The organism is Mesorhizobium amorphae, assembly GCF_014843845.1.
GTDB classification, from domain to species: Bacteria; Pseudomonadota; Alphaproteobacteria; order Rhizobiales; family Rhizobiaceae; genus Mesorhizobium; species Mesorhizobium amorphae_A.
In genome coordinates this window covers 288,154-310,931 of the sequence record NZ_JHQS01000051.1, presented here as the reverse complement: position 1 = coordinate 310,931, position 22,778 = coordinate 288,154, and the positions used below count along the sequence as shown (strand labels likewise).

The 22,778-nt window shown below is 62.9% G+C and carries 22 protein-coding genes and 1 pseudogene; 5 read left to right on the top strand and 18 right to left on the bottom strand.

Features of this window, described 5'->3' with window-relative positions:
* Positions 1-5 precede the first annotated feature (5 nt).
* Entirely contained in the window at positions 6-656 is a 651-nt protein-coding gene (locus DH08_RS19855) for a TetR/AcrR family transcriptional regulator (protein WP_428338739.1), read from the bottom strand.
* 138 nt (positions 657-794) lie between these two features.
* On the opposite strand from DH08_RS19855, the gene DH08_RS19850 reads away from it, so the two are divergent.
* Complete coding sequence (locus tag DH08_RS19850) at positions 795-1,229, top strand: anthrone oxygenase family protein (RefSeq protein ID WP_192180931.1); 435 nt, start codon at positions 795-797, stop codon at positions 1,227-1,229.
* Between the two features lie 38 nt (positions 1,230-1,267).
* Here DH08_RS19850 and DH08_RS19845 read toward each other — a convergent pair whose 3' ends face one another.
* On the bottom strand, positions 1,268-1,720 hold the full coding sequence (locus tag DH08_RS19845) for a MarR family winged helix-turn-helix transcriptional regulator (protein ID WP_192180930.1): 453 nt from the start codon (positions 1,718-1,720) through the stop codon (positions 1,268-1,270).
* Between the two features lie 97 nt (positions 1,721-1,817).
* Between DH08_RS19845 and DH08_RS19840 the strand changes: the two genes are divergently transcribed.
* A complete protein-coding gene (locus tag DH08_RS19840) occupies positions 1,818-2,606 on the top strand; it encodes a glutathione S-transferase family protein (RefSeq protein WP_246800932.1) in 789 nt (262 codons plus the stop codon).
* Here the strand turns inward: DH08_RS19840 and DH08_RS19835 are convergent.
* Both DH08_RS19835 and DH08_RS19830 read right to left on the bottom strand, forming a co-directional pair.
* Positions 2,554-3,792, bottom strand: coding sequence for an FAD-dependent oxidoreductase (locus DH08_RS19835; protein WP_192180929.1), 1,239 nt, complete (start codon positions 3,790-3,792; stop codon positions 2,554-2,556). The two genes, DH08_RS19840 and DH08_RS19835, sit on opposite strands and share 53 nt — an antisense overlap.
* Positions 3,793-3,883: 91 nt before the next feature.
* On the bottom strand, positions 3,884-4,288 hold the full coding sequence (locus DH08_RS19830) for a winged helix-turn-helix transcriptional regulator (RefSeq protein ID WP_192180928.1): 405 nt from the start codon (positions 4,286-4,288) through the stop codon (positions 3,884-3,886).
* Between the two features lie 136 nt (positions 4,289-4,424).
* Between DH08_RS19830 and DH08_RS19825 the strand changes: the two genes are divergently transcribed.
* Positions 4,425-5,318 carry an SDR family oxidoreductase gene (locus tag DH08_RS19825; RefSeq protein WP_192180927.1) on the top strand — a complete coding sequence of 298 codons (894 nt, stop codon included), beginning with the start codon at positions 4,425-4,427 and terminating at the stop codon, positions 5,316-5,318.
* A gap of 43 nt (positions 5,319-5,361) precedes the next feature.
* On the opposite strand, the pseudogene DH08_RS36940 reads toward DH08_RS19825, so the two are convergent.
* The 3 genes and pseudogenes from DH08_RS36940 to DH08_RS19810 form a co-directional block, all read right to left on the bottom strand.
* Positions 5,362-6,404: pseudogene (locus DH08_RS36940) on the bottom strand (SDR family oxidoreductase).
* A gap of 32 nt (positions 6,405-6,436) precedes the next feature.
* Positions 6,437-8,356 carry a potassium transporter Kup gene (locus DH08_RS19815; protein ID WP_192180926.1) on the bottom strand — a complete coding sequence of 640 codons (1,920 nt, stop codon included), beginning with the start codon at positions 8,354-8,356 and terminating at the stop codon, positions 6,437-6,439.
* A gap of 103 nt (positions 8,357-8,459) precedes the next feature.
* On the bottom strand, positions 8,460-9,200 hold the full coding sequence (locus DH08_RS19810) for a pyridoxine 5'-phosphate synthase (RefSeq protein ID WP_192180925.1): 741 nt from the start codon (positions 9,198-9,200) through the stop codon (positions 8,460-8,462).
* A gap of 108 nt (positions 9,201-9,308) precedes the next feature.
* On the opposite strand from DH08_RS19810, the gene DH08_RS19805 reads away from it, so the two are divergent.
* Positions 9,309-9,713, top strand: coding sequence for a SpoIIAA family protein (locus DH08_RS19805; RefSeq protein ID WP_192180924.1), 405 nt, complete (start codon positions 9,309-9,311; stop codon positions 9,711-9,713).
* Here DH08_RS19805 and DH08_RS19800 read toward each other — a convergent pair whose 3' ends face one another.
* From DH08_RS19800 to DH08_RS36935, 5 genes are all read right to left on the bottom strand, one after another.
* Positions 9,714-10,841, bottom strand: coding sequence for an ATP-dependent DNA helicase (locus DH08_RS19800; RefSeq protein WP_192181048.1), 1,128 nt, complete (start codon positions 10,839-10,841; stop codon positions 9,714-9,716).
* A 145-nt stretch (positions 10,842-10,986) separates the two neighbouring features.
* Positions 10,987-11,364: a nitrile hydratase accessory protein gene (locus tag DH08_RS19795; protein WP_192180923.1), complete on the bottom strand. Its 378-nt coding sequence runs from the start codon at positions 11,362-11,364 to the stop codon at positions 10,987-10,989.
* The gene (gene nthB, locus DH08_RS19790; RefSeq protein WP_192180922.1) at positions 11,351-12,010 is read right to left on the bottom strand and encodes a nitrile hydratase subunit beta; all 660 of its coding nucleotides are present in this window, start codon (positions 12,008-12,010) and stop codon (positions 11,351-11,353) included. Before nthB ends, DH08_RS19795 begins: the two co-directional genes overlap by 14 nt.
* Entirely contained in the window at positions 12,007-12,612 is a 606-nt protein-coding gene (nthA, locus tag DH08_RS19785) for a nitrile hydratase subunit alpha (RefSeq protein WP_192180921.1), read from the bottom strand. The genes nthB and nthA overlap by 4 nt, the downstream gene beginning before the upstream one ends.
* A 20-nt stretch (positions 12,613-12,632) precedes the next feature.
* The gene (locus tag DH08_RS36935; RefSeq protein WP_282595052.1) at positions 12,633-12,761 is read right to left on the bottom strand and encodes a hypothetical protein; all 129 of its coding nucleotides are present in this window, start codon (positions 12,759-12,761) and stop codon (positions 12,633-12,635) included.
* Between the two features lie 124 nt (positions 12,762-12,885).
* Here DH08_RS36935 and DH08_RS19780 point away from each other — a divergent pair, with 124 nt between their 5' ends.
* Positions 12,886-13,296 carry a RidA family protein gene (locus DH08_RS19780; protein WP_192180920.1) on the top strand — a complete coding sequence of 137 codons (411 nt, stop codon included), beginning with the start codon at positions 12,886-12,888 and terminating at the stop codon, positions 13,294-13,296.
* Between the two features lie 358 nt (positions 13,297-13,654).
* Here the strand turns inward: DH08_RS19780 and DH08_RS19775 are convergent, their stop codons facing one another.
* The 6 genes from DH08_RS19775 to DH08_RS19750 all read right to left on the bottom strand — a co-directional run bounded on the left by DH08_RS19775 (position 13,655) and on the right by DH08_RS19750 (position 22,450).
* Entirely contained in the window at positions 13,655-16,819 is a 3,165-nt protein-coding gene (locus DH08_RS19775; RefSeq protein ID WP_192180919.1) for an efflux RND transporter permease subunit, read from the bottom strand.
* Complete coding sequence (locus tag DH08_RS19770) at positions 16,816-18,072, bottom strand: efflux RND transporter periplasmic adaptor subunit (RefSeq protein WP_192180918.1); 1,257 nt, start codon at positions 18,070-18,072, stop codon at positions 16,816-16,818. The genes DH08_RS19775 and DH08_RS19770 overlap by 4 nt, the downstream gene beginning before the upstream one ends.
* A gap of 169 nt (positions 18,073-18,241) precedes the next feature.
* Complete coding sequence (locus DH08_RS19765) at positions 18,242-18,838, bottom strand: LysE family translocator (protein WP_192180917.1); 597 nt, start codon at positions 18,836-18,838, stop codon at positions 18,242-18,244.
* A 119-nt stretch (positions 18,839-18,957) separates the two neighbouring features.
* The gene (gene ilvN / locus DH08_RS19760; RefSeq protein WP_006204962.1) at positions 18,958-19,530 is read right to left on the bottom strand and encodes an acetolactate synthase small subunit; all 573 of its coding nucleotides are present in this window, start codon (positions 19,528-19,530) and stop codon (positions 18,958-18,960) included.
* A 123-nt stretch (positions 19,531-19,653) separates the two neighbouring features.
* Positions 19,654-20,640, bottom strand: coding sequence for a hypothetical protein (locus tag DH08_RS19755; protein ID WP_192180916.1), 987 nt, complete (start codon positions 20,638-20,640; stop codon positions 19,654-19,656).
* A 28-nt stretch (positions 20,641-20,668) separates the two neighbouring features.
* On the bottom strand, positions 20,669-22,450 hold the full coding sequence (locus tag DH08_RS19750; protein ID WP_192180915.1) for an acetolactate synthase 3 large subunit: 1,782 nt from the start codon (positions 22,448-22,450) through the stop codon (positions 20,669-20,671).
* Between the last annotated feature and the right edge of the window lie 328 nt (positions 22,451-22,778).

Here is a 22,778-nt window from a genome sequence, read left to right as displayed (position 1 = left end):
TGGTATCAGAGGCCTTGTGGCCCGGTTTTTGCTCCGAAAAGAGCGAGAAACTGTTGCGTCGCCCGGGCGGCATCGCCGCCGATTGTCGCCTCAGTCAATTCCAGCCGGTCGCCGAGCAGCAGACGGATCTGCACGTCGCGGGCGACCAGCCCGAAAAAGCTCCGGAACGCCGTTTCGGCATCCGAAAAGTCGAGAAGCCCGGCCTGGCGGCCTGCTTCCAGCACCGGCTTCAGGCGCCGGGCCAAAGCGAAGCGGCCATTTTCCAGCACGACGGCGCCAAGATTGTCCTTGCCCGATCCGGCATGGCTGACCGCCACCCGGTTGAGCGCGATCGAGGTGTCGCTTGAGATCACGTTGAGCCAATCGGACGCGAAGCGCTCCAGGCTCGCGGTCAGCGAGGCGAGGCCGAGCCCCTTGCCGTCGACCGGCGCCACGCGCACTTTCGAGGCCTGCCACTGCACCGTCGCCGTCAGCAGCCCGTCGCGGTCGCCGAACCATTTGTAGAGCGTTTCCTTGGAGCAGCTTGCGCGGCGCGCCACCGCCGTCATGGTCAGATTATCGCCCTCCTCGACCAGCAGGCGAAGTGCTGCATCCAGCACGGCTTTCTGCCGCTCCGTCAGCGCTTCGCAGGTGTCGATATCGGCGCTTGCCTGCAACAAAACTTTCTTCCTGCCCCGATGATCGCCAATCGCTCAGATAGCGTACCGTACGTTACGGTTCGGCACTTCTATGACGCATTGCCGGGCCCGGTGCAAGCGCTATTTGTCCCAAAGGTCCAAATCCCGGGATGCATGATGTTCATCGGATTGCTTGCACTGGCCGTTGCCGCTGCTTTCACGGGCGCCGCCATCTATGTAAGCGTCGCCGAGCAGCCGGCCCGGCTTCGGCTGGAAGATCGGCCGCTGCTGCAGGAATGGCAGCCCTCCTACAAGCGCGGTGCCGCCATGCAGGCCTCGATCGCGGTTGTCGCCTTTGTTCTCGGTGTCCTTGCCTGGTGGCAGACCAGCAGTCTCGCCTATCTGGTCGGGGCGGTGCTGATCATCTTGCCGTGGCCATGGACGTTGATCGTGATGATGCCGACAAACAGAACGCTGGAAGCGATGGATGCGGCCGGCGTCAATCCGCAAGCCAGGGCATTGATCCTCAGATGGGGCAATCTGCATCTGGTTCGCGCGGCACTTGGCGTGCTGGCGACGTTGGCCTTTTTCTGGGGCAGCCACCCGGTCTGAAATCGCGGGATCTCGCCGGCCAGTTTTCCGGCGACAAGTCACTCCGGCGGATGACGCAGCCGCCCAAGCAGTCCCGCCAATGTGTCGAGTTCATCAGCGGAAAGCCTGGCGCCAACCAGATCCGCGATCGACCTGCCATAGACGGCCCACATGAGGCGACGCGTTTCGCGTCCCTTGCCGGTGATGCGGATGGTCTGGCCGCGGCCGTCATCCGAGACCGGCAGTTTCTCGACCAGCCCGTCGGCTTCGAGCCGCGCCAGCAGCCGCGAGATGTTGTATTGCGCAAACAGGGTCCGCTCGATCAGCTGGAACGGCCGCAACCCGCCCTCGCCCGCTTCGGCAAGCTCGTGCAGCACGTCGTACCAGGTCAGCGGCGGCAAGCCCCCCTCCTTCAGCGCATCCTCAGCCTTCTCGACGAGCCGGCGCGAAACGCGCATCAGGCGGGCCCAAGCCTTGATGGCCTCGGGCGAAGGGGCGGCTTTCTTGTTCATGCGAGCAGCATAGGCGATAGATGCAATTGCATCAAGCTTGACGATAGATGCTTCCGCATCTATATAGATGCATCTGCATTAACTTGGGAAACAGCCAATGAAACGCGAAATCTGCAAAATCACCGACATCCCGGATACGGGCGGCCTGATCGATAGGACGACCGACAAGCTCATCCTGGTCAGCCATCATCTCTGCCCCTATGTGCAGCGCGCGGCGATTTCCCTTGCCGAAAAGGGCGTGCCGTTCGAACGCATCACCATCGACCTCGCCAACAAACCTGCCTGGTTCGAGGCGATATCGCCGCTCGGCAAGGTGCCGCTGCTGCGCGTCCGGCAGAACGGCCAGGAGACGGTGATTTTCGAATCGGCCGTCATCCTCGAATTCCTGGACGAGACCGAGGCCAATCCGCTCCACCCTGCCGACCCTTATGCCCGCGCCCGACACCGCGCCTGGATCGAGTTCGGCTCGGCCATCCTCAACGCCATCGGCCGGTTCTATTCCGCTGCCAGCGAGGCAGCCTTCCGGGCCGAGAGCGAAGGCCTAGCGGCGATGTTCGATCGGATCGAGACAGAACTGGCCGATCGCACCTCCCTGGGACCGTGGTTCGCCGGCGAGCGCCTTTCCCTCGTCGATACCGTCTACGGGCCGATCTTCCGCTACTTCGATGTCTTCGACCGGATCGGCGATTTCGGCATTCTCAGCGGAAAGCCGCTTGTCCGGGTGTGGCGCAAGGCATTGAGCGAACGCCATTCGGTACGGGACGCGGTTGCCTCAGACTATCCGCAGCGGCTGCATGCCTTCCTGCAGGCGAAGGGCTCGCATCTTTCGGAACTCATCCTGAGGAGCGATCAGGCCACTTCGCTTCCTTTAGCCCGATCGGCCTGAACGGATCGATCACCGTTCCGGCCACCATCGAAGCGAGCAATTGCGGCGCCGGCGGGATCTTTGCGATCGTCGCTACCAGCCGGTCGCGGATGAACGGCAGCGCCACAGAGTCCGACTGATAGAACGGCGTGAACGCCAGCGACAGCGCCTGGAAGACCCGCACGTGCCAGCGCCGCGCCCTCACATAGGCTTCCAGTGCCTCGTCGACACCGTTCGTCCTTGCCAGCGCGTGGCTGAGCGCCGCCGCGTCGAGCAGCGCCATGTTCGCCCCTTGCCCAAGCTGCGGGCTGGTCGAATGCGCGGCGTCGCCGATGATCGCCAGCCGGCGGCCGGCCGGCAGCCTCATCGTATGATGGCCATAGCGCGCCAGCGAAAGCTGGTCGAAACTGTCGATCTGGCTGGTGAAGGCCTCGCATTGCGGCCACAGTGAGACCACCCTCGCCTTCCAGGCATCGATGCCCGCGGCCCGCACCCTTTCGGCGTCCGCCGGCTTCAGGCTCCAGAAGAACGCCGCCATTCGTTCGGCGCCGGGTTCCGGCCGGCCGATCGGCAGCACGCCGACCATGATTCTGGCCCTGTCGTAGCGCTGCAGCAGCGCGTTTTCGTCGAAGCCCTCGCCACGCCAGCCAAGCGAGGCCCAGAACGCGCCATAGGCGAGCGAGCGCACCTCGCCTGGGTCGCTCAGGCACTGGCGCAGCTTCGAGCGCGAACCGCTGGCGTCGACGACCAGATCGAAGGGTCCGATCCTTTTTCCGTTGGCGCTGGCGAGCATCACACGTTCGCCGCTCTCCAGCGCCTCGATCTCGACACTGGTTTCGATGGCGATCGCCTCGCGCTTGGCGGCACGGAACAGCACGCCGAACAGCGCCGCACGGTGCACCGCCAGCCCGAACCGGCGGCCGCGCTGCGCATCGTAGCGGACGGCGAGCACCGTGCGTCCGCTCCTGGCATCGGCGCCGTGCAGACGATCGATGCGGCTGCCCAGCGCCAGGATGTCGTCGAGCAGGCCAAGGTCTGCAAGCACGGTCAGCCCGGTCGGCTGCAGGATCAGCCCCGACCCGACGGCTTTCGGTTCGTCGAAGCGCTCGAAGATGGTGACGCGGTGCCTGGCGCGTTTCAAATAGAGCGCCGTGGCCAGCCCCGCCGGCCCGGCGCCTGCAATCGCGATGTCGAGAGATTCTTGCATTGCCCGCCCAAACCCAACCGGCGGGCACAATCCCTCAGGGGCATCGCCAAATCAACTCGGCGCTTTGACGCTTCGAAAGACGAGTTCTGGGCTAAGCAGCGTCGAAGGCGGCCCGCGCGTCGCGCACGGCCTCATGGTTGAGCTCGGCCCATTGGACCAGTTGATACAAGGGATGGAACATCGACCGTCCAAGATCGGTCAGGCTGTATTCGACGCTCGGCGGCTTGGTCGGGAACACCTCGCGATGCACATAGCCGTCGCGCTGCAGCTCAAGCAGCGTCTGCGTGAGCATGCGCTGCGAGATGTCAGGAACCAGCCGGCGCAGCTCACCGAAGCGATAGGGCTTTTCCGCCAGCGCCATCACCAGCAATGGGCTCCATTTGCCGTTGATGCCCCGCATGACGTCGCGAACCGGGCAATCGGCGAAATTGGCGCCGGCCGTCATGGCTTTGTAGATCTCGAGCTTCGATTTCAGATTGACGATCTTACCGTCCATCGCTGGTTCCCTGCGTGTGCCTACCTCCCGAAAAACTGCCTTCTTTACGACGACAGGTCAATTCCTATTTTAGTGCTGGTCTCTTTTTGAGACCTATGCAGCACCCACCGCTTCGGCGCAAAATCAGGATCTCCCGATGACCCAAACCCTTCTCGTCACCGGCGCCTCCGGCCAGCTTGGCCGCGGTGTCATCCACTATCTCCTGGACACGCACAAAGTTGCGCCTGGGCAGATCATCGCCACGACGCGCAATCCCGAAAGCCTGGCCGATTTGGCGGCGCGCGGCGTCGTTGTCAGAGCCGCCGACTTCAGCGACGCAGCCTCGCTGGAAAGCGCATTCAAGGGCGCCGACAGGGTCCTGATCATTTCGACCGGCGATCTCGATCTCAAAACAGGCAAACGCCTGAAGCAGCACGAGAATGCCGTCGCCGCGGCCACGAAGGCCGGCGTCTCGCATCTGCTCTACACCTCGATGCCCAACCCTGAACCGGTATCGCCGGTGTTGTTTGCCGGTGACCACTACGGCACCGAGCAGGCGATCAAGGCCAGCGGCATCCCCTATACGATCTTCCGCAACGGCTGGTATCAGGAGAACCTGTTCATGGCGCTGCCGCACGCAATCGCCTCGGGACAGTGGTACACGTCCGCCGGCGATGGCCGTATTGCCCACGCTGCGCGCGACGACATGGCGGCGGCGATTGCCGCCGGCCTCGCTTCCGGCTCGAGCGAAAGCAAGACCTACACGCTGACCGGCCCAAAGGCGCATACGACGGCCGAGATCGCCGCTTTGGTCAGCGAAGTCACCGGCAAACCGCTGGACGTCATCCAACTGCCCGACGAAGCCTTGACCGAGGGCGTGAAGGCGGCCGGCGTTCCCGAGGAATTCGCGCGCGTCATCGTCTCCTTCGACGCCAACACGCGCTCCGGCCGCATCGCCATGGTGACCGACGCGATCGAAACGCTTTCGGGCAGGAAGCCGCAAACGCTGAGAGAGTTCCTCGAGGCGAACAAGTCCGCCCTGGCCGGTTGAGGTCTGCGGTGCGGGAAGCCAGGTAGATCGGCTTCCCGCACCACTATTTCGATGTCTTGGTCAGCCCCAGCCGGATCAGGCTTTCCCCGGTCGCAACCAGCGCATCTTCGCGCGAACGCGGCGCCCAGCCCAGCAGGCGCATGGCCTTCGCACTCGTCGCGTTCCTGGCCTTGCCCAACTCCGTCACGATCTGGGCCGCTTGCCCGTCGAACAGGCCGACGAGCCTCACCAGCCAAATCCGGCAGCACTCTTGTCGGAACGCGCGACGCTGCATTGCCCAGCCGCGCTTTCAGCGTTTGTGCGATCTCCAGCATCGTCATGAAATCCCCGCTGATGGCCAGGAACCGTTCGCCCTTGGCGGCGGGGTTGGTCATGGCGCGCAGATGCAGGTCCGCCACGTCCCGCACGTCGACCACGCCGAACAGCATGCGTGGCAGACCGGGCATCGCACCGTCCAGCAGGCGTCCTATGAAATCTGTCGAGGTCGAATGGTCGGGGCCCAGAACCGGTCCGAAAATCCCGACCGGATTGACGACTGCCAGCTCCAATGCGCCGCCTTGATCGGCAATGAAATCCCACGCGGCCCGCTCCGCCAGTGTCTTCGATTTCACATAGGCGCTCACCTTGTCCGCCAGATTGGTCCAGTTCTCCTCCGTGAACGGGCGGCCGGCAATTGGCGTCTGGCCGTAGCCGACGGCAGCAAAGGAGGAGGTGATCACCACCCGTCTGACACCGGCGTCCCGCGCGGCCCTGAGCACGCGCAATGCGCCTCCACGGGCAGGAACGATCAGATCGTCCTCATGTTTCGGCACGCCGGGCGGAAATGGCGAGGCGACATGGAGGTACATAGTCGCAACCGGCAACGGCCTGCGGCCAGCCTGCGTCGGCCATGAGATCGGCATGGGCAAAGGAGAGCGCATCGCCGGGTTCGGCGCCGCTGGCCCTCAGCATCGCCAGAACATCGGCTTCACGCTTGCTGGACCGCACGGTCGTGCGAACGCGGTAGCCTGCATCCAGCAGAGCCAGGATGCAGTGAGCGCCGAGGAAGCCCGACCCGCCGGACACAAGCACCAATTCGCCGCTCATGCCCGCCTCCTCGATGATCTAGTTCGAGCCCATCAAATGGCCACCTGCGTGCCGATCTCGACAACGCGCCCGGTCGGAATCTGGAAATACTCGGTCGCATCCGCCGCCGTGCGCGCCAGGCCGATGAACAGCTTGTCCTGCCACACCGGCATGCCTGAATTGGGCGAGGCCTTGAGCGAACGCCGCGACAGGAAGAAGGACGTCGTCATGATGTCGAACTTCCAGCCCTGCTTGCGGCAGATCGCCAGCGCGCGCGGAATGTTCGGCTGTTCCATATAACCGAAGTTCAGCGTCACCCGCATGAACAGCTCGTTGACCGTCTCCATCTTGACGCGGTCGCTGTCGGGCACAACCGGCTGCGGCGCCGTCACCACAGACAGGATGACGTTCTGTTCGTGCAGCACCTTGTAATGCTTCAGGCTGTGCATCAGCGCGGTCGGCGCGCTCAGCGGATCGCTGGTCAGGAATACGGCCGTGCCCGACACCAGCTGCGGCTTCTTCTTCAGCAGATTGCCGGCGAGGAAATCGAGCGGAATCTCGTTGCGGCGGGTCTTGTCGAACAGATAGCGGCTGCCGCGCACCCAGGTCCACATGGCGAGCACGACGGTGAAGGCCACCGCCAGCGACGCCCAGCCGCCTTCGAAGACCTTGACGATGTTGGATGCAAAGAAGCCTATATCGATGAAGACGAACAACCCCGTCATCGCGGTCGCCACCCAGAGCCGCCATTTCCAGATACGGGTCATGACGACATAGAGCAGCACCGTCGTCACCAGCATGTTGCCGGTGACCGAAATGCCGTAGGCCGCGGCAAGCCTGCTCGATTCGCCGAAACCGACGACCAGCAGCATCACCGTCAGCGCCAGCAGCAGATTGACGCGCGGCATGTAGATCTGGCCGGACTGTTTTTCCGACGTGTGCAGGATCTCGAGCCGCGGCAGCATGTTGAGCTGCACCGCCTGCCTGGTCAGCGAAAAGGCGCCGGAAATCACCGCCTGGCTGGCGATCACGGTTGCCGCGGTCGCCAGTACCACCATCGGGATAAGCGTCCATCCCTGGTTCATCTCGAAGAACGGATGGCCGACGACGCCACCATGCGCCAGCACGAAGGCTCCCTGCCCGGCATAGTTGAGCAGCAGGCAAGGGAACACGATCGCCAGCCAGGCGAGCACGATCGGCTTGCGTCCGAAATGGCCGAGATCGGCATAGAGCGCCTCGGCGCCGGTGACGGCCAGGAAAATAGCGCCGATCGTGACGAAGGCGACGTCAGGCGAATTGATCAGGAAGGCGACGATATAGTGCGGGCTGACCGCCAGCAGGATTTCCGGGTCGTCGATGATGTGGTTGAGGCCGGAAAGCCCGATGGCCAGGAACCATATGGCCGTCACCGGACCGAACACCAGGCCCACGCCGCCTGTGCCGAACCGTTGCACCGCGAACACGATGGCGAGAATGAGCAATGTCAGCGGCACCACATAGGGCTGGAACGCTGGCGTGACGACATTCATGCCCTCGACCGCGGAAAGCACCGAGATTGCCGGCGTGATGACGGCGTCACCAAAGAACAGCGAGGCGCCGACAATGCCGACGCCGAGGATGACCGCCGAGCGCGTCGGGAGACTGCCGCGCGCCAGCGCCATCAGCGACAGCACGCCGCCCTCGCCGCGGTTGTCCGCGCGCAGCACGAACATGATGTATTTGATGGTGACGATGATCGTCAGCGACCAGATGATCAGCGACAGCACGCCGAGAATATCGCCGCGCTCGGCGACATCGCCGCCGGACGAAGCATGCAATGCCTCGCGAAACGCATAAATCGGACTGGTGCCGATATCGCCATAGACCACGCCGAGCGCCCCCAGCATCAGCACCTTGGTGCTATGCTGCTCGATTTCGGGATGGCTCGATTGGTCGACGGTTTCTGCCTCACTACCAGTGTTGGCAAGGGCCATAAACGACACTCCGATAAACGCGCGGTGCTCTACGCTTGCTGCGATGCAATATCAAGTGCCCCGACGTTATGGCTTCCATGCCGGCAACGCGAGGCTTGCCTCTCTACCATCCGCAAGCCCTGAGAAACCGCCCCACCGTGCCGGCCATGCCATACTCCAACGCATCGGCTGTCAACCCATGTCCGATCGACACTTCGGCCAATGCCGGAATGCGCTTGGCCAGTGCCGGCAAATTGTTCACCGTGAGATCGTGCCCGGCATTGACCTGAAGCCCGGCGGCGATCGCAGCGTCCGCGGTTTTTCCCAATCTTTCCAGTTCCTTGGCCGCCTTGGCGGAATCGGAATGGCAGCTGCCATACGGCCCCGTGTAAAGCTCGATCCGGTCGGCGCCGATATCGCGCGCGATCCTGGCGCCGTCCGGGTCCGAATCGGAAAACAGCGACACGCGCACACCTGCCTTTTTGAGGCGTTTGACGATCGGAGTGAGGAAGGTGGCGTCCGTGGCGAAGTTCCAGCCATGGTCCGACGTGGCCTGGGCCGGGTCGTCGGGCACCAGCGTCACCTGTTCCGGCTGGTGCTTTTCCACAAGCGCCAGGAAATCCTCGGACGGATAGCCCTCTATGTTGAACTCGGCCTTTGGAAACTCGTCGTCGATCAAGGCCCTGATCTCCGGCAAATCGGAGTGCCGCGTATGCCGCTCATCGGGTCGCGGATGCACCGTCAGCCCATGCGCGCCGGCGGAAAGAGCGAGGCGCCCGAGCCCGATGACGCTCGGCCATGGCAGGTCGCGCCGGTTGCGCAGCATGGCGATGGCATTGAGGTTGACGGAGAGCTTTGCGGGCATGGCATCGGGTCCAGTTTCACAAGACGGGGCGCATCTATAGCGCCTTTGTCGGGAACAGACAGAGGGTTTTGGGTGTTCCAAGGGGATGAACCGCGAAAGGAACAGCCCTTGAACTTTCTCGACGCCGTGCCGGCGGTGCGCCGCATCGACACCGACCGTGAAGACCTTTTCGCTGTCGATATCGTCGGCCATGTCGCGGCCGCCGACGCGGAAAACCTGTTCGGACTGCTGGAGGCGGCTTATGCGCTCCATCCGAAACTGGACGTGCTGGTGCGCCTGATCGACCACGATGGTGTCGACTGGCCCCACGTGTCCGACGAAACCGCCAGGCAGGGCACGGCCCATGCCCTGGAGCATATCCGCCGCTGCGCCGCGGTCGGCAAACCGGACTGGATCCCCTACGCCCAGGGCTTCTTCTCCGCGCCACCGCCTTTCGAGCTCAGGCACTTCGACTGGAAGGACGAAGCCGCCGCCTGGCGTTGGCTCGACGCCAGGCCGGCCAAGCCGCCATGATCATCTGACGATCGTCAACCGTTCGGCCGCGCGGGTGATCGCGGTGTAGAGCCAGCGCTGGCGGGTTTCCTTGAACGCCCAGCTTTCGTCGAACAGCACGATCTCGTTCCATTGCGAGCCCTGCGCCTTGTGCACGGTCAGCGCGTAGCCATAGTCGAAATCGTCGAAGCGCTTCTTCTGCTGCCACGGAATCTCCGCATCCGGATCCTCGAATGCCGCCTTGAGCAGCTTGATCTTGGCAACGCCGCGGTCCGGATCGTCCTCTTCCGGCGAGACCAGAAGGTTGATGCCCGGCTTCACTGTCTCGCGCGACGAGGTCATCACCTTCCACAGCGAACCGTTGAGCAGGCCCTTGGCCGGATCGTTGCGCAGGCAGACCAGCTTGTCGCCGGCCTGCGGATAATCGGCATTGAACCCCTTCAATTCGCGCAGCCGCTGGTTATAGCGCCGGCGCGTGCGGTTGGTGCCGACCAGCACCTGGTCCGCCTTCAGCACCAGTTCCTGGTTGACGTCTTCCTTGCCGATGACCTGCGCCGTGCCGTAGTCGCCGCGCATGAATTCGCGGCCCTCGCGCACGTCGAGCGCCAGCCGGATGATCGGGTTGTCACGGGCCTGGCGGTGGATTTCGGTGAGCAGCGCGTCCGGCTCGTGGTCGGTGAAGAAACCGCCGCCCGAGATCGGCGGCAGCTGGCCGGGATCACCGAGCACCAGGATCGGCGTGCCGAAGCTCATCAGGTCGCGGCCAAGCTGCTCGTCGACCATCGAGCATTCGTCGATGATGACCAGCTTGGCGCGCGAGATCGGGCTTTGCCGGTTGAGCGAGAAGGTCGGCGAGATCGAGGTCTTGCCGGTCACCTCGTCCGACACCGATTCCTCGCCCTTCGGCCTGTAGATCAGCGAATGGATGGTGCGGGCGTTGGTCGCCCCCTTGGAGCGCAGCACCTGCGCCGCCTTGCCGGTGAAGGCGGCGAACTGCACCTGACCGTCGACATGCTCGGCGAAATAGCGCGCCAGCGTCGTCTTGCCGGTACCGGCATAGCCGAACAGCCGGAAGAGCTGCGGCCGGCCCTCCTTGAGCCAGCGGGCAACCGCCTTCAGGGCATCATCCTGTTGGGGAGAGAATTCCATCAGCGCGAAAGACCGGATTCGCAAGGGAAAGACAAGATCGGTTGCCAACCACCCCTGCCAAAGGTGGCGGGTCTACCGACTTTCAATGTCGCAGGCTATCAGGCAGAATTCAGAACGTAAAGAGAACAAACAGTAAGGCCGCCGCCTATGCGCTCGCGTCGCCACGACCTCCGCTCGCCCCTGGATCATTCTCCAGCAGGATCGGCTTACCGTGCGGCGTCGCATGCGCGGCGCGTTCCCAGGCAGCGGCAAGCGCATCGACATCGCTCCTGCCGGCGACGCCCTTGGCCGACAGCAGGCCTTCCAGCGCCGCCAGCCAGTGTTCGTAATAGTCGTGGCCGTCGCTTGCAGCGCCGGGCCTCTTGACCTCGGCGGACAAGGCATCGGCCCATTCGCTCCAGGAAAACAGGCCCTTGTCGTGCAGCACCATCGTCATGGCGAAGGCTTCGGCCTGCCACGGCTCTGCGAACACCGGCTCGTTGAAACCCGCCGGCAATCCAGCGGCAGGCTCATGCCGGCTCAAGATAGCTCTCCCAGGCGTCGATCGACACGGTCAGCGTCGGGTCGGCGCCCTCGCCCCAGATCTCGGCGCCGTCGAAAACCACCGTATAGACCCATTGCGGGTTTTCGCCCTGGCCATGCGCGTTGCTGTCGGGAAAGACGAAGCCATCGCGCACCGCGTCTATCTTTCCCTGCTTGCCGCGTGCATAGCGCGGCAGCCGCGTGTGGCCGGTCGGATGGAGAGTCTTGGCCCGCACGAGATCGCCGGTCTTGAACCGCGCCGGTGTCGCAACAGGCCGGTCGCAGGGACCGCCCCTGGCCAGTGCCGCCGGCACATTTTCGGCCTTCAGCACTCTTTTGGGGGTTGCGGCTGGATCAACAGCCTTGCCCGCCTCGAGATCGCGCTCGCTGACAAAACCGTGGCGCTTCAAGAGCACCTCCAGCGCCTTGATCCAGATCTGGTAGTAGCTCGAGGCATAATAGTCGGCCGGGTGCAGCGATTCGCGCGCATGCCGGCTCTCGTCGATATTCCAGGCGCCCATGGCACCGGCGGTGAGCGTCACGCCAAGCGCGCGCTTCTCCCAATCCGCATGGAAATACGGCTCGTCCTTTTCGGGCGCGACCGGCCCGAAACCCATCTGTCCGCCGAGATCCTGCGGCCCGTTCATGCCGGCTCCTTGGCCAGGCCGGTGCCGATCATCGCATCGCGGCTCACCAGTTCGGCCAGCCGCTCCTCGCTCCAGCCTTGTGTCCCTTCCGGCCGCATCGGCACCACCAGATAGCGCAGCTCGGCAGTCGAATCCCAGACACGGATTTTTGTCGCGGCCGGCAAGGTCAGGCCGAATTCCTCCAGCACGCCACGCGGATCGATCACCGCGCGCGAGCGATAGGGCGGCGCCTTGTACCAGACCGGCGGCAGGCCGAGCACCGACCACGGGTAGCAGGAGCAGAGCGTGCAGACGACGAGGTTGTGCGTCGCCTCGCTGTTGAACACGGCCTGCATGTGCTCGCCCTGACGGCCGGTGTAGCTGAGCGAGGCGATCGCCGCCGTCGCATCGCGCTTCAGCCAGGCGGCGAACTCCGCGTCGACCCAGGCCCTCGCCACCACCCTGGCGCCGTTGCGCGGTCCGACTTTTGTCTCGTAGGTGTCGACGATGACGTCGATGGCGGCCGGATCGATCAGGCCCTTCTCGGTCAGGATCGTCTCCAGCGCGCGCACCCGCGCGGCAAACGGGTCGAGTTCGTTGTCGTGGTCATGATCGTGGGACATGATCTCAGACTAGCACCGTTTCACAGTGATTGTGACTCTTGGATTTGGGCTCGTTTGAGCTTGCGCGCGGCATACTTGCCGCCATTCAGGAGCGTATTCAACTCGTCGCGCTCGGCTTGTCTCAGCTCGACCCGGTAACGTATGTTCATCGGCGCCTCACCATGCCGCGGACCGCCACGCGCACCAGCGCCGAACGCTTGCCATCGTCCTGCTTGCCAGCAACGCGATGATCACCAATGTCGATTTCAGTCGAACGAAGCAGGAGATTATTTGATGTCGCTCGAACTCATCAACCCAGATGATCTGCCAATTCCAGAGATGTACACACAGGTTGTCGTTGCGACGGGTTCCAAGCTGGTATTCGTCTCAGGTCAGCAGCCCGAAGACATACACGGCAAGCTCGTTGGGCCTGGTGATTTTGCGGCGCAAGCGCGCCTGGCATTCGGCAATCTCGGCCGAGCGCTCCGTGCGGCAGGTGCACGGCCTGAGCAAGTTTGCAAGATCACAATCTACATTGTCGATTATAAGCGTGATGAACACGTCCCGATCATCGAAGAAGCGCAGATTTCGCTGTTTGGAGATCACAAACCAGCGAATGTGGTGGTCGGGGTAGCGATAATGTCCCCAGGCTACCTCATAGAGGTCGACGCGATCGCGGTCATTGACGAGGCCGTCAGGAACTAGCGTCGCCACGACGCGGCCCGCGTCTTTATCAGAAACGAGCCGTTCACATGCCTCGGGGAATTCGCGCGATGGCGCATCGGCCGATCAACCGGCGCCGAACTTCCAAACCGGGATGCCAAGCTTCTTTGCCTTGTCGGCGAGGTTGTCCTGAATCCCGGCACCCGGGACATGCAGCACACCGATCGAGAGTATTTCGGGCATCGCGTCGTTGACGCATCGAACTCCTCGTCCTCCCGCAGCGCCTGCCGATCTTGCAATGGCTGCAAATCAACCAGTCACCATCACTGTGAAAAGGGTTCCAGGACCGCCGGCATGCGGCCGCAGGTACGGCGGCTTGAGCCAGCAGGTTGCGGTCGAACTATTCGGCCGCAGCTTTCTGGAGTCGGACAACCCGTCCTTCCTCCGGATCAAACAGCGAGGGCTGCTCCGCAGCCTCATCCTGCTGGAGCGTCGGCTGGCTCTTCTTCGGCATGAGCCCGACCAGCCAGCCCGAGAAATTCTCCATGTAGACATAGATCACCGGAGTGACGAACAGCGTCAGCGCCTGCGAGGCGAGCAGGCCGCCGACGACCGCAACGCCCAGCGGCTGCCGCAGCTCGGCGCTGGCGCCGGTACCGAGCGCGATCGGGAACGTGCCCATCAGTGCCGCCAGCGTCGTCATCATGATCGGGCGGAAACGCATCAGGCACGCCTTGTGGATGGACTCGGTCGCCGACATGCCTTCTCGTCGCAGTTCCAGAGCGACGTCGACCATCATGATGCCGTTCTTCTTGACGATGCCGATCAGCATCAGGATGCCGATCACCGCGATGACAGACAGATCCATGCCGGCAAAGCGCAAGGCGACAACGGCGCCCAGCACCGCCGATGGCAGGCCGGTGAGGATGGTGAGCGGGTGGATGAAGCTCTCGTACAAAATGCCGAGCACGATATAGATGGTCAGGATCGCGCCGCCGACCAGCAGGCCCTGGTTGGCCAGCGAATCCTGGAAGGTCTTGGCCGTGCCGGCGAAGGTGGTCGAGATCGCCTTCGGCATGCCGATCTGCTCTTTGAGCGCGTTGATGCGGGTCACGCTGTCGCCGAGCGCCACGCCCTGCGGCAGATTGTAGGAGATGGTCACGGCCGGAAGCTGGCCGAGCTGGTTGACCGTCAGCGCGCCGGCCGTGCGATCGACCCGGGCGAAGGCGCCAAGCGGAACCAGGGAGCCGCTCGCCGTTCTCATCTGGATGGCGAGCATCCGCTCGGGCGACCATTCGATCTTGGGATCGAGCTCGGTGATGACTTCATAGCTGTCGGCCGAGCCGAAGATCGTCGAAACCTGGTCGGTGCCGAACCCGCCATAGAGGGCGGTGCGCAGCGTGTCGGTGTCGATGCCGAGCTGGGCGGCCTTGTCGCGATCCACCACCAGCGATGCCTGCAGGGCATTGTTCTGCAGGTCGCTGGTGACGTCGGTGAAGGTCGCATGGTCGGCCGCCATCGCGTCATTCAGTTTCTGCGCCCAGGTGTCGGTCAGGCCGGTATCGAGGCCCTGAACCACGAGCTGGTAGGCGCTTGCCGACGAGCGCGAACCCAGCCTCAGGTTCTGCACCGGCTGCATGTAGGCCTCGATACCCGCCACGCCAGCCAGTTGCTTGCGCAGATCCGAAAGCACCTTCTCGATATCGGGACGCTGGTCCTTGCCCTTGAGCTGGACGAAGAGCTGCCCCTGGTTGAGCGCATTGTTGCCGCTGCCCGCCGACCACGCCACATGGTCGACATAGGGCGAATGCGAGAAGACGCTGGCCACCTGCCCCTGCAGTTTGGCCATAGCGTCGAACGAGATGTCCTGCCGGGCGATGGTCGTCACCGATATCTGGCCGATATCCTCCTGCGGGAAGAAGCCCTTCGGCGAGACCTCGATCAGCCATACCGACGCCGCAGCGGTGCCGATGAAGACGAGGAACACCAGGAAGGTGTGGCGCAGGCAGAAGCTCAAGACCCGGTCATAGCTGCGTGTGACGAGGTCCTGCTTGTGGCCGGGGCCATGCTTGTCGCGATCAGCCTTCGTGACCGACAGCAGCCGCGAGCACAGCATCGGCGTCAGCGTCAGCGAGACGAACATCGACGCCAGGATGGCGACCGTCACCACGACGGCGAATTCATTGAAGATGCGGCCGATCACGCCGCCCATCAAAAGCACGGGGATGAACACCGCCACCAGCGAGATCGAGATCGAGATGATGGTGAAGCCGATTTCGCGCGCGCCCTTCAGCGATGCGTCGAAGGCCGACAACCCATCCTCCTCCATATGGCGGAAGATATTTTCGAGCATGACGATGGCATCGTCGACGACGAGGCCCACCGCAAGCGTCAGGCCCATCAGCGATATGTTATCGATGGAAAAGCCGAACAGGAACATCGCGCCAAGCGTGGCGATCAGCGAGATCGGCACCGCCACGGCCGGGATGATGGTCGCCGTCACCCGGCGCAGGAACACGAAGATCACCATGACCACCAGCGCGATGGTCAACAGCAGCGTGAACTGGACGTCGTCGACGGCCTGACGGATCGAGGTCGAACGGTCGTTTAGCAGCTTGATTGATGCGGCGGCCGGCATCTGGTCCTGGAAGGACGGCAGCATTGCCTTGACCTTGTCGACGACGTCGACGGTGTTGGCGTCGGGCTGGCGCTGCACGGCCATGATGATCGCGCGGGTACCGTCGTACCAGCTCGCCGTCGTCGTCGTCTCGACCGAATCGACGACGCGGGTGACCTCGCCCAGCCGCACCGGGTGACCGTTTTTGGTGGCGATGATGAGGTTGGAGAACCCAGCGGCGTTGTCGAGTTGGGTGTTGGCGGTGATGGTGAGCTGCTGCTTGTCGTTCTGCAGCACGCCGAGCGGCGTATTGCTGTTGGCAGACGCGATCGCCGCCTGCAGCTGATCGATCGAGATGCCGCGCGCGGCAAGCGCGGTCGGATCGATCTGGATGCGCACCGCATATTTCTGCTGGCCGAAGATCGAGACCTGCGCCACCCCATCGATGGTCGACAGCGACGGCGAGATGACATTCTCGGCGAAGGCGTCGAGATCGGTCAAAGGCACGGTGTCGCTGACCAACGACATCAAAAGGATCGGCGCATCGGCCGGATTGACCTTGCGGTAGCTCGGCGGCGCCGTCATCTGAGGCGGCAATGATTTCTGCGTGCGCGCGATCGCCGCCTGCACGTCGGCCGCGGCCGCGTCGATGTCGCGGTTGAGCACGAACTGGATGGCGATCGAGGTCTGGCCGAGCGAGTTGGTGGTCGAGATCGAATCGATGCCGGCAATGGTGGCGAACTGCTTGATCAGCGGCGTCGCCACCGAAGTCGCCATGGTTTCCGGCGAGGCGCCGGCCAGCTGGGCCGACACGTTGACCACCGGGAATTCGGCGCTCGGCAGCGCCGCCACCGGCAGGAACTTGTAAGCAAACAGCCCGCCCAGCACGAGGGCGAACGACATCAAAAGGGTGGCGACGGGCCTGCGAATGCAGAATTCGGAGATCATTGGGCCGCCTCGCCGGCGTTAGTCGCCTCGGCCACCTTGGGCGCGGCAGCACTCGCCGTGGCCTTGCCTTCATGCACGGCGGCGCCGTCCTTCAGCCTTGTCTGGCCCTCGGTGACAACCTTCTCACCGCCTTTCAGCCCCTGGCTGATGGCGCTGTTCTCGCCTTCGGTCAGCGCCACCTGCACCGGCCGCATCTCGACGGTGTTGTCCGGCTTGACGACATAGACGAACGGCCCCTTCTGGCTGGGCTGGACCGCGACGGTGGGAACGGAGGTCATCTGCGGCATGATGCCGGCGTCAAGGATGACATTCACATACTGGCCCGGCCACAGTGAAAGATCTGCGTTCGGTATGCTCGCCCGCGTGGCAATCGTGCCCGACGCGGTGTCGACACTGGAATCGACGAAATCGAGCGTGCCCTTGCCGATCGGCGTCGGGTCGCCGTCCTTGGTCAGCGTCACCGCCCCTTGCTGCGGGTTTGCAAGCGCCTTGTGCAGCAGAGCGAGGTTGCTCTCCGGCAGGGTGAAATTCACCTGCAGCGGGTCCATCTGGGTGATGGTGACGAGCGGCGTCGCGGTACTGCTGTTGCCGTTGCTGACGGTGACGAGATCGCCGACCGAGACATTGACGGCGCCCAGCCTGCCGGCGATCGGTGCCGAAATGGTTGCATAGCTGAGCTGAACGTTGTCGGCATCGATCGTCGCCTTGTCGGCATCGATGGTTGCGGCCGCGGCTTTCTGCGCAGCGATCGCCTGATCGTAGGTCTGCTGCGTGCCGGCCTGCTTGGCGACGAGGTCCTTGGCGCGCTGGAGATCCGCCGTGGCGCTGACGAGCATCGCCTGGTCCTTGACGAGCGTCGCCTGGTCCTTGGCCAGTTGCGCCTTCAGGGCGCGGTCGTCGAGCGAGAGCAGCAGGTCGCCGGCCTTCACCATCTGGCCGTCCTTGACCGCGATCGCTACGATCTGGCTGGATACCCGGGCGTTGATGCTGACCACCGCCGGCGAAGACACGAAGCCGATGGCATAGCGGCGGATCGGGAAATCCGCGGTTGATGCGGCTGCTGAAACGATCGAAGCCGAGCGGGCGCCACCCGCAGCAGGCTTGTCCGATGCCTTGGCGGTCTTGTCCGTGGCCGCCGCCTTCTGACCCGAAATCAGCTGCTGGACCTTGCCCATGGCCATGGGCGAAAGATAGAGACCGGCTCCGGCGAGGCAGGCCACCGCAATCACCGCAAAGAGGATTTTTCCGCGCATCGACAACAAGTCCTCTCATCCGACACGCCGAACCCGGTGGTCTTGTTCCAGCTCAAATCACGGCTCCGCGCCGCGAATTCGCCGAATAGATAGGACACGCCTTTGTCGGAAAAGGGCCAAAACGCGGCATTACGAAGATTTAATGTGCACTGCACAATAAGGCGGCAGGCTACCTCAGCATCGGCCACAGCGTTGCCGCCAGCAGCACGCCCATGGCGATGTTGAACCATTTCAGCCGCACCGGATCGGACAGGAAACCGCGCAGCGCGGTGCCGAACCCCGCCCATACCGAGACGCTCGGCAGGTTGACGACAGTGAAGGCGATCGAGATCAGCACCACCGACAGGAACGGGTGGTCGGGATTGGTGTAGACGGCCATGGCGGTGATCGCCATCACCCAGGCCTTGGGATTGACCCACTGGAACGCCGCCGCATCGATGAAACGCATCGGCCGCGCCTCTGCCTCACCCTTGCCGGTCAGCGAACGGGACATCGCGATCTTCCAGGCGAGGTAGAGCAGATACGCCCCGCCAGCGATCTTCAATCCCGTATGCAATGCCGGAAATGCCGTCAGCACCGCACCCAGGCCAAGGCCGACGGCTATCAGCAGCACCAGGAAGCCGATGCTGATGCCCAGCATGTGCGGAATTGTCCTGACGATGCCGAAATTCACGCCCGACGCCAGCAGCATGAGGTTGTTCGGCCCCGGCGTGATCGAGGTGACGAGGGCATAGACCAGCAGGGCAAGAAACGCGTTGAGCGACATGATACCCTCCCAGATAAGTCAGTATTATTGTCCCTTTACATCAAGTACACAAAGGCCACCGACAGCCTTTGGCCGGGCCAGATGCTCAGGATTGCAAGCTGAACGAAGACGGCTGGGAACTACATCCCTTGCGGGCCGCGGTTCATCGCCGCCACGCCGGTGCGGCAGATTTCGACCAGGCCGAGCGGCTTCATGATGGCGATGAACTGGTCGAGCTTGGAGCCCTTGCCGGTGATCTCGAAAATGAAATGCTCGGTGTTGGCGTCGATGACGCTGGCGCGGAAGGCGTCGGCGAGCCGGAGCGCCTCGACCCGGGAATCGCCGGTGCCGGCAACCTTGACCAGCGCCAGTTCGCGCTCCAGCGGCCGCTCCTGGCCCAGCTCGTGCGAGCGCACGGTGAGATCGACGACGCGGTGCACCGGCACGATGCGCTCGAGTTGGTGCTTGATCTGCTCCAGCACATGCGGCGTGCCACGCGTCACGATGGTGATGCGCGACAGATGCTTTTCGTGCTCGGTCTCGGAAACGGTGAGGCTCTCGATGTTGTAGCCGCGCCCGGAAAAAAGACCAATGACCCGGGCAAGCACGCCCGGCTCATTGTCGACCAGCACGGAAAGCGTGTGGTTTTCGGGCTTTTCCGTTTCCTTGGCGATGAAATAGGCGGAGCCGGTCGGCTGTAGCTGTGCGTTCATGGGGTGACTTTTCTATCCTCGATGTTTGGTTGTCCAACACGGACTGAGACACTTTTGCCGCGTTAGCTTAGCTGCGGCTTTCCATAGATTGTTCCAGGGCATTCTCCCAAAAGTATGCTGCTGTCAGCTTTTGAGGGCGACTGAGGAGGCAATCTGTTCGACCACATCCCGCAATTCTTGCATCTGCGCTTCGCTTCCCATCACAACCAAACGCAAAAAAAGGCCGTCTTTTCCAATGCTAAAGCGCTGGGAGAACTGCTTGACGCTTCCATCCAACGTGACTGTGCCCTCAAGCAAAATACCCTCCGCACCGGCAAACTTTATGGGCCTGGTTGAGCGGATCTGCGCAGCCCTGAAGCTTGACGTGATCCTGAGCTGGGTTTCAGCCATCTTCTCCAGGCTGTCGGGTGCCACTGGTCCTGCTTGATGAACAACCATCAAGATCGGCTGGAGGTTGCCAGAGTTCAAATCGTTTGGACCGACGGTTAGCAGCGCTCCCAGGCCTGCCGGTGTACCTATGAATCGAAAAGGTTCGACTACCTTGAGTTCAAATGGCAAGCGCGAAAGCTGCTCCTCTTGCGACGCCACGACTCCGGTCTTCACCGAGGCGAACACCGCCTTGACGACTAAAGGATCGAGAGAATTTGGCTCCAAGACTTGCAGGGTCACCAAGGATGTTTTGTTTCCGCCATACACAGCCATCCATTTGTCAAAATGACCGTCTAAAGTGGTCTGCGTCCCATGTATAAGAGGGATGGATTCCCCTGTATTTATTTTCAGCCATTCAAGAGTATTCGCCCTGATTCCTCCATTGGAGAATTTTGCGTTTACTTTGTCGACATCTGAAAAAAGTGTCGACATTTCGCCGAAAGCCTCCTTAGGCAATTCGGTAACTGCGATCGTTCCCTTAATGTCGTTGTTCACAAAACCGGCAAAATCTCCCGTGGGCTCGAAACCTTTCGGAGGAACCAACGATACGGTTGTTCCTCGCACGCTAAGGGTATCCTGGGCTATCGCGCTATCGTTGATGGCAAGGACCATTGCAAATGCGCACAGCATGCGAAACGTGTGGTGCAACATCAACGAAAGGGCCCTTGCTGACGTCGTCATGGTCTAACCCTGTGTTTATCAGCTCTGCCTACACCAGTTCCCTGCCCTTGGCGTCGATGGCGTTGGCCACCGCCTCGTCGGTCGCCTCGTCAGGCAGCAGCATCTCGTTGTGTGCCTTGCCCGACGGGATCATCGGGAAGCAGTTGGCGAGCGTCGCCACGCGGCAGTCGAACAGCACCGGCTTCTTCACCGAGATCATTTCCTTGATCGCGTCGTCCAGCTCGTCCGGCTTGTCGCAGCGAATGCCGTGGCCGCCATAGGCCTCGGCCAGCTTGACGAAGTCGGGCATCGCCTCGGTATAGGAATGCGACAGCCGGTTGCCGTGCAGCAGCTGCTGCCACTGCCGCACCATGCCCATATACTGGTTGTTGAGGATGAATATCTTGATCGGCGCATTGTACTGCACCGCCGTGCTCATCTCCTGCATCGTCATCTGCACCGAGGCGTCGCCGGCGATGTCGATGACCAGTGCGTTGGGATGCGCGATCTGCACGCCGAGCGCCGCCGGCAGGCCATAGCCCATCGTGCCCAGCCCGCCTGACGTCATCCAGCGGTTCGGCTTCTCGAAATGATAGTGCTGCGCGGCCCACATCTGGTGCTGGCCGACCTCGGTGGTGATGTAGGTGTCCATGTCCTTGGTCAGCGCATAGAGCCGCTGGATGGCGTATTGCGGCATGATCACGTCGTGGTTCATCTTGTAGGCGAGCGAGTCCCTTGCGCGCCATTTGGCGATCTGCTCCCACCAGGGGTGCAGCGCCTTCTTGTCGGCCTTGGCGCTGGCTCGCCACAGCCGCACCAGATCCTCCAGAACCCGGCCGACATCGCCGATGATCGGCACGTCGGTGTGGACGTTCTTGTTGATCGACGACGGATCGATGTCGATGTGGATCTTCTTTGAGTTCGGCGAGAACGCGTTGAGCCGGCCGGTGATGCGGTCGTCGAAGCGCGCGCCGATGCAGATCATCACGTCGCAATCATGCATGGCCATGTTGGCCTCGTAAGTGCCGTGCATGCCGAGCATGCCGACCCAGTTCTTGCCGGAAGCCGGATAGGCACCGAGCCCCATCAGCGTCGAGGTGATGGGAAAGCCGGTCAGGTCGACCAGTTCGCGCAGCAGATGGCTGGCCTCGGAGCCGGAATTGATGACGCCGCCACCCGAATAGATGATCGGCCTTTTGGCACCGGCCATCAGTTCGACCGCCGCCTTGACCTTGTCGAGGTCGCCCTGGACCTTCGGCTGGTAGCTGGTGCGCGGCGCCGTCTGCGGCGGCACGTACATGCCCTTGGCGAACTGCACGTCCTTCGGGATGTCGACCACGACCGGGCCTGGACGCCCGGTGGTCGCGACATGGAAGGCCTCGTGGATGGTCGCGGCCAGTTCGTTGACGTCCTTCACCAGCCAGTTGTGCTTGGTGCAGGGGCGCGTGATGCCGACCGTGTCGCACTCCTGGAAGGCGTCGGAGCCGATCAGCGACGTCGGCACCTGCCCGGTCAGGCAGACGAGCGGGATCGAATCCATCAGCGCGTCCTGCAGCGGCGTCACCGCATTGGTTGCGCCAGGGCCCGAGGTCACCAGCATGACGCCGGCCTTGCCGGTCGATCGCGCATAGCCTTCCGCCGCATGGCCAGCGCCCTGCTCGTGGCGGACCAGGATGTGCTCGACTTCGTCCTGCTGGAAGATTTCATCGTAGATCGGGAGAACGGCGCCGCCCGGATAGCCGAAGACATGCTTGACACCATTGTCCTTCAGCGCCTGCACCACCATTTCGGCGCCCGTCATTTCGCGCCGCTCACTCTGTCCATTGCTCATCGGTCTGGTCCCGTACTGTCCGCCATCTGGCGATTGCTGGTCGTTTAGTCGTGTTTCGGGCAATAAAAAAGGCCCCCGAGGGAGCCTGTGTGTGCGCATGGGAGGTTTTCGCCCGGCGGTTACACCGCCTTGCCCACGCGCTTTCCTACGAGAATGAGTGCCGTTTTCATGGTCGCGGACAATAGAATTGGTTTTGCGCCGCTGTCAACGGCGAATGTGAATGCATCAACCCGATGAAACGGGTTGGCCGTGCTGTTTGAGAACCGGCAGAGGCTATGATGGCCGAATACCCGCTAAACCGCTGAAAACGCGCCAAACTATTGGAGGG

What these genes read in the sequence shown, in the direction of transcription:
- DH08_RS19810 (WP_192180925.1), bottom strand. Translation starts at nt 9,200, where the DNA reads ATGCCCGCAAAGCTCTCCGTCAACCTCAATGCCATCGCCATGCTGCGC.
- nthA (WP_192180921.1), bottom strand. Translation starts at nt 12,612, where the DNA reads ATGTCCCACGATCATGACCACGACAACGAACTCGACCCGTTTGCCGCG.
- nthB (WP_192180922.1), bottom strand. Translation starts at nt 12,010, where the DNA reads ATGAACGGGCCGCAGGATCTCGGCGGACAGATGGGTTTCGGGCCGGTC.
- DH08_RS19845 (WP_192180930.1), bottom strand. Translation starts at nt 1,720, where the DNA reads ATGAACAAGAAAGCCGCCCCTTCGCCCGAGGCCATCAAGGCTTGGGCC.
- DH08_RS19800 (WP_192181048.1), bottom strand. Translation starts at nt 10,841, where the DNA reads ATGGAATTCTCTCCCCAACAGGATGATGCCCTGAAGGCGGTTGCCCGC.
- DH08_RS19755 (WP_192180916.1), bottom strand. Translation starts at nt 20,640, where the DNA reads ATGACGACGTCAGCAAGGGCCCTTTCGTTGATGTTGCACCACACGTTT.
- DH08_RS19770 (WP_192180918.1), bottom strand. Translation starts at nt 18,072, where the DNA reads ATGCGCGGAAAAATCCTCTTTGCGGTGATTGCGGTGGCCTGCCTCGCC.
- DH08_RS19825 (WP_192180927.1), top strand. Translation starts at nt 4,425, where the DNA reads ATGACCCAAACCCTTCTCGTCACCGGCGCCTCCGGCCAGCTTGGCCGC.
- DH08_RS19850 (WP_192180931.1), top strand. Translation starts at nt 795, where the DNA reads ATGTTCATCGGATTGCTTGCACTGGCCGTTGCCGCTGCTTTCACGGGC.
- DH08_RS19780 (WP_192180920.1), top strand. Translation starts at nt 12,886, where the DNA reads ATGTCGCTCGAACTCATCAACCCAGATGATCTGCCAATTCCAGAGATG.
- DH08_RS19835 (WP_192180929.1), bottom strand. Translation starts at nt 3,792, where the DNA reads ATGCAAGAATCTCTCGACATCGCGATTGCAGGCGCCGGGCCGGCGGGG.
- DH08_RS19775 (WP_192180919.1), bottom strand. Translation starts at nt 16,819, where the DNA reads ATGATCTCCGAATTCTGCATTCGCAGGCCCGTCGCCACCCTTTTGATG.
- DH08_RS19840 (WP_246800932.1), top strand. Translation starts at nt 1,818, where the DNA reads ATGAAACGCGAAATCTGCAAAATCACCGACATCCCGGATACGGGCGGC.
- DH08_RS19750 (WP_192180915.1), bottom strand. Translation starts at nt 22,450, where the DNA reads ATGAGCAATGGACAGAGTGAGCGGCGCGAAATGACGGGCGCCGAAATG.
- DH08_RS36935 (WP_282595052.1), bottom strand. Translation starts at nt 12,761, where the DNA reads ATGAACATACGTTACCGGGTCGAGCTGAGACAAGCCGAGCGCGACGAG.
- ilvN (WP_006204962.1), bottom strand. Translation starts at nt 19,530, where the DNA reads ATGAACGCACAGCTACAGCCGACCGGCTCCGCCTATTTCATCGCCAAG.
- DH08_RS19765 (WP_192180917.1), bottom strand. Translation starts at nt 18,838, where the DNA reads ATGTCGCTCAACGCGTTTCTTGCCCTGCTGGTCTATGCCCTCGTCACC.
- DH08_RS19830 (WP_192180928.1), bottom strand. Translation starts at nt 4,288, where the DNA reads ATGGACGGTAAGATCGTCAATCTGAAATCGAAGCTCGAGATCTACAAA.
- DH08_RS19815 (WP_192180926.1), bottom strand. Translation starts at nt 8,356, where the DNA reads ATGGCCCTTGCCAACACTGGTAGTGAGGCAGAAACCGTCGACCAATCG.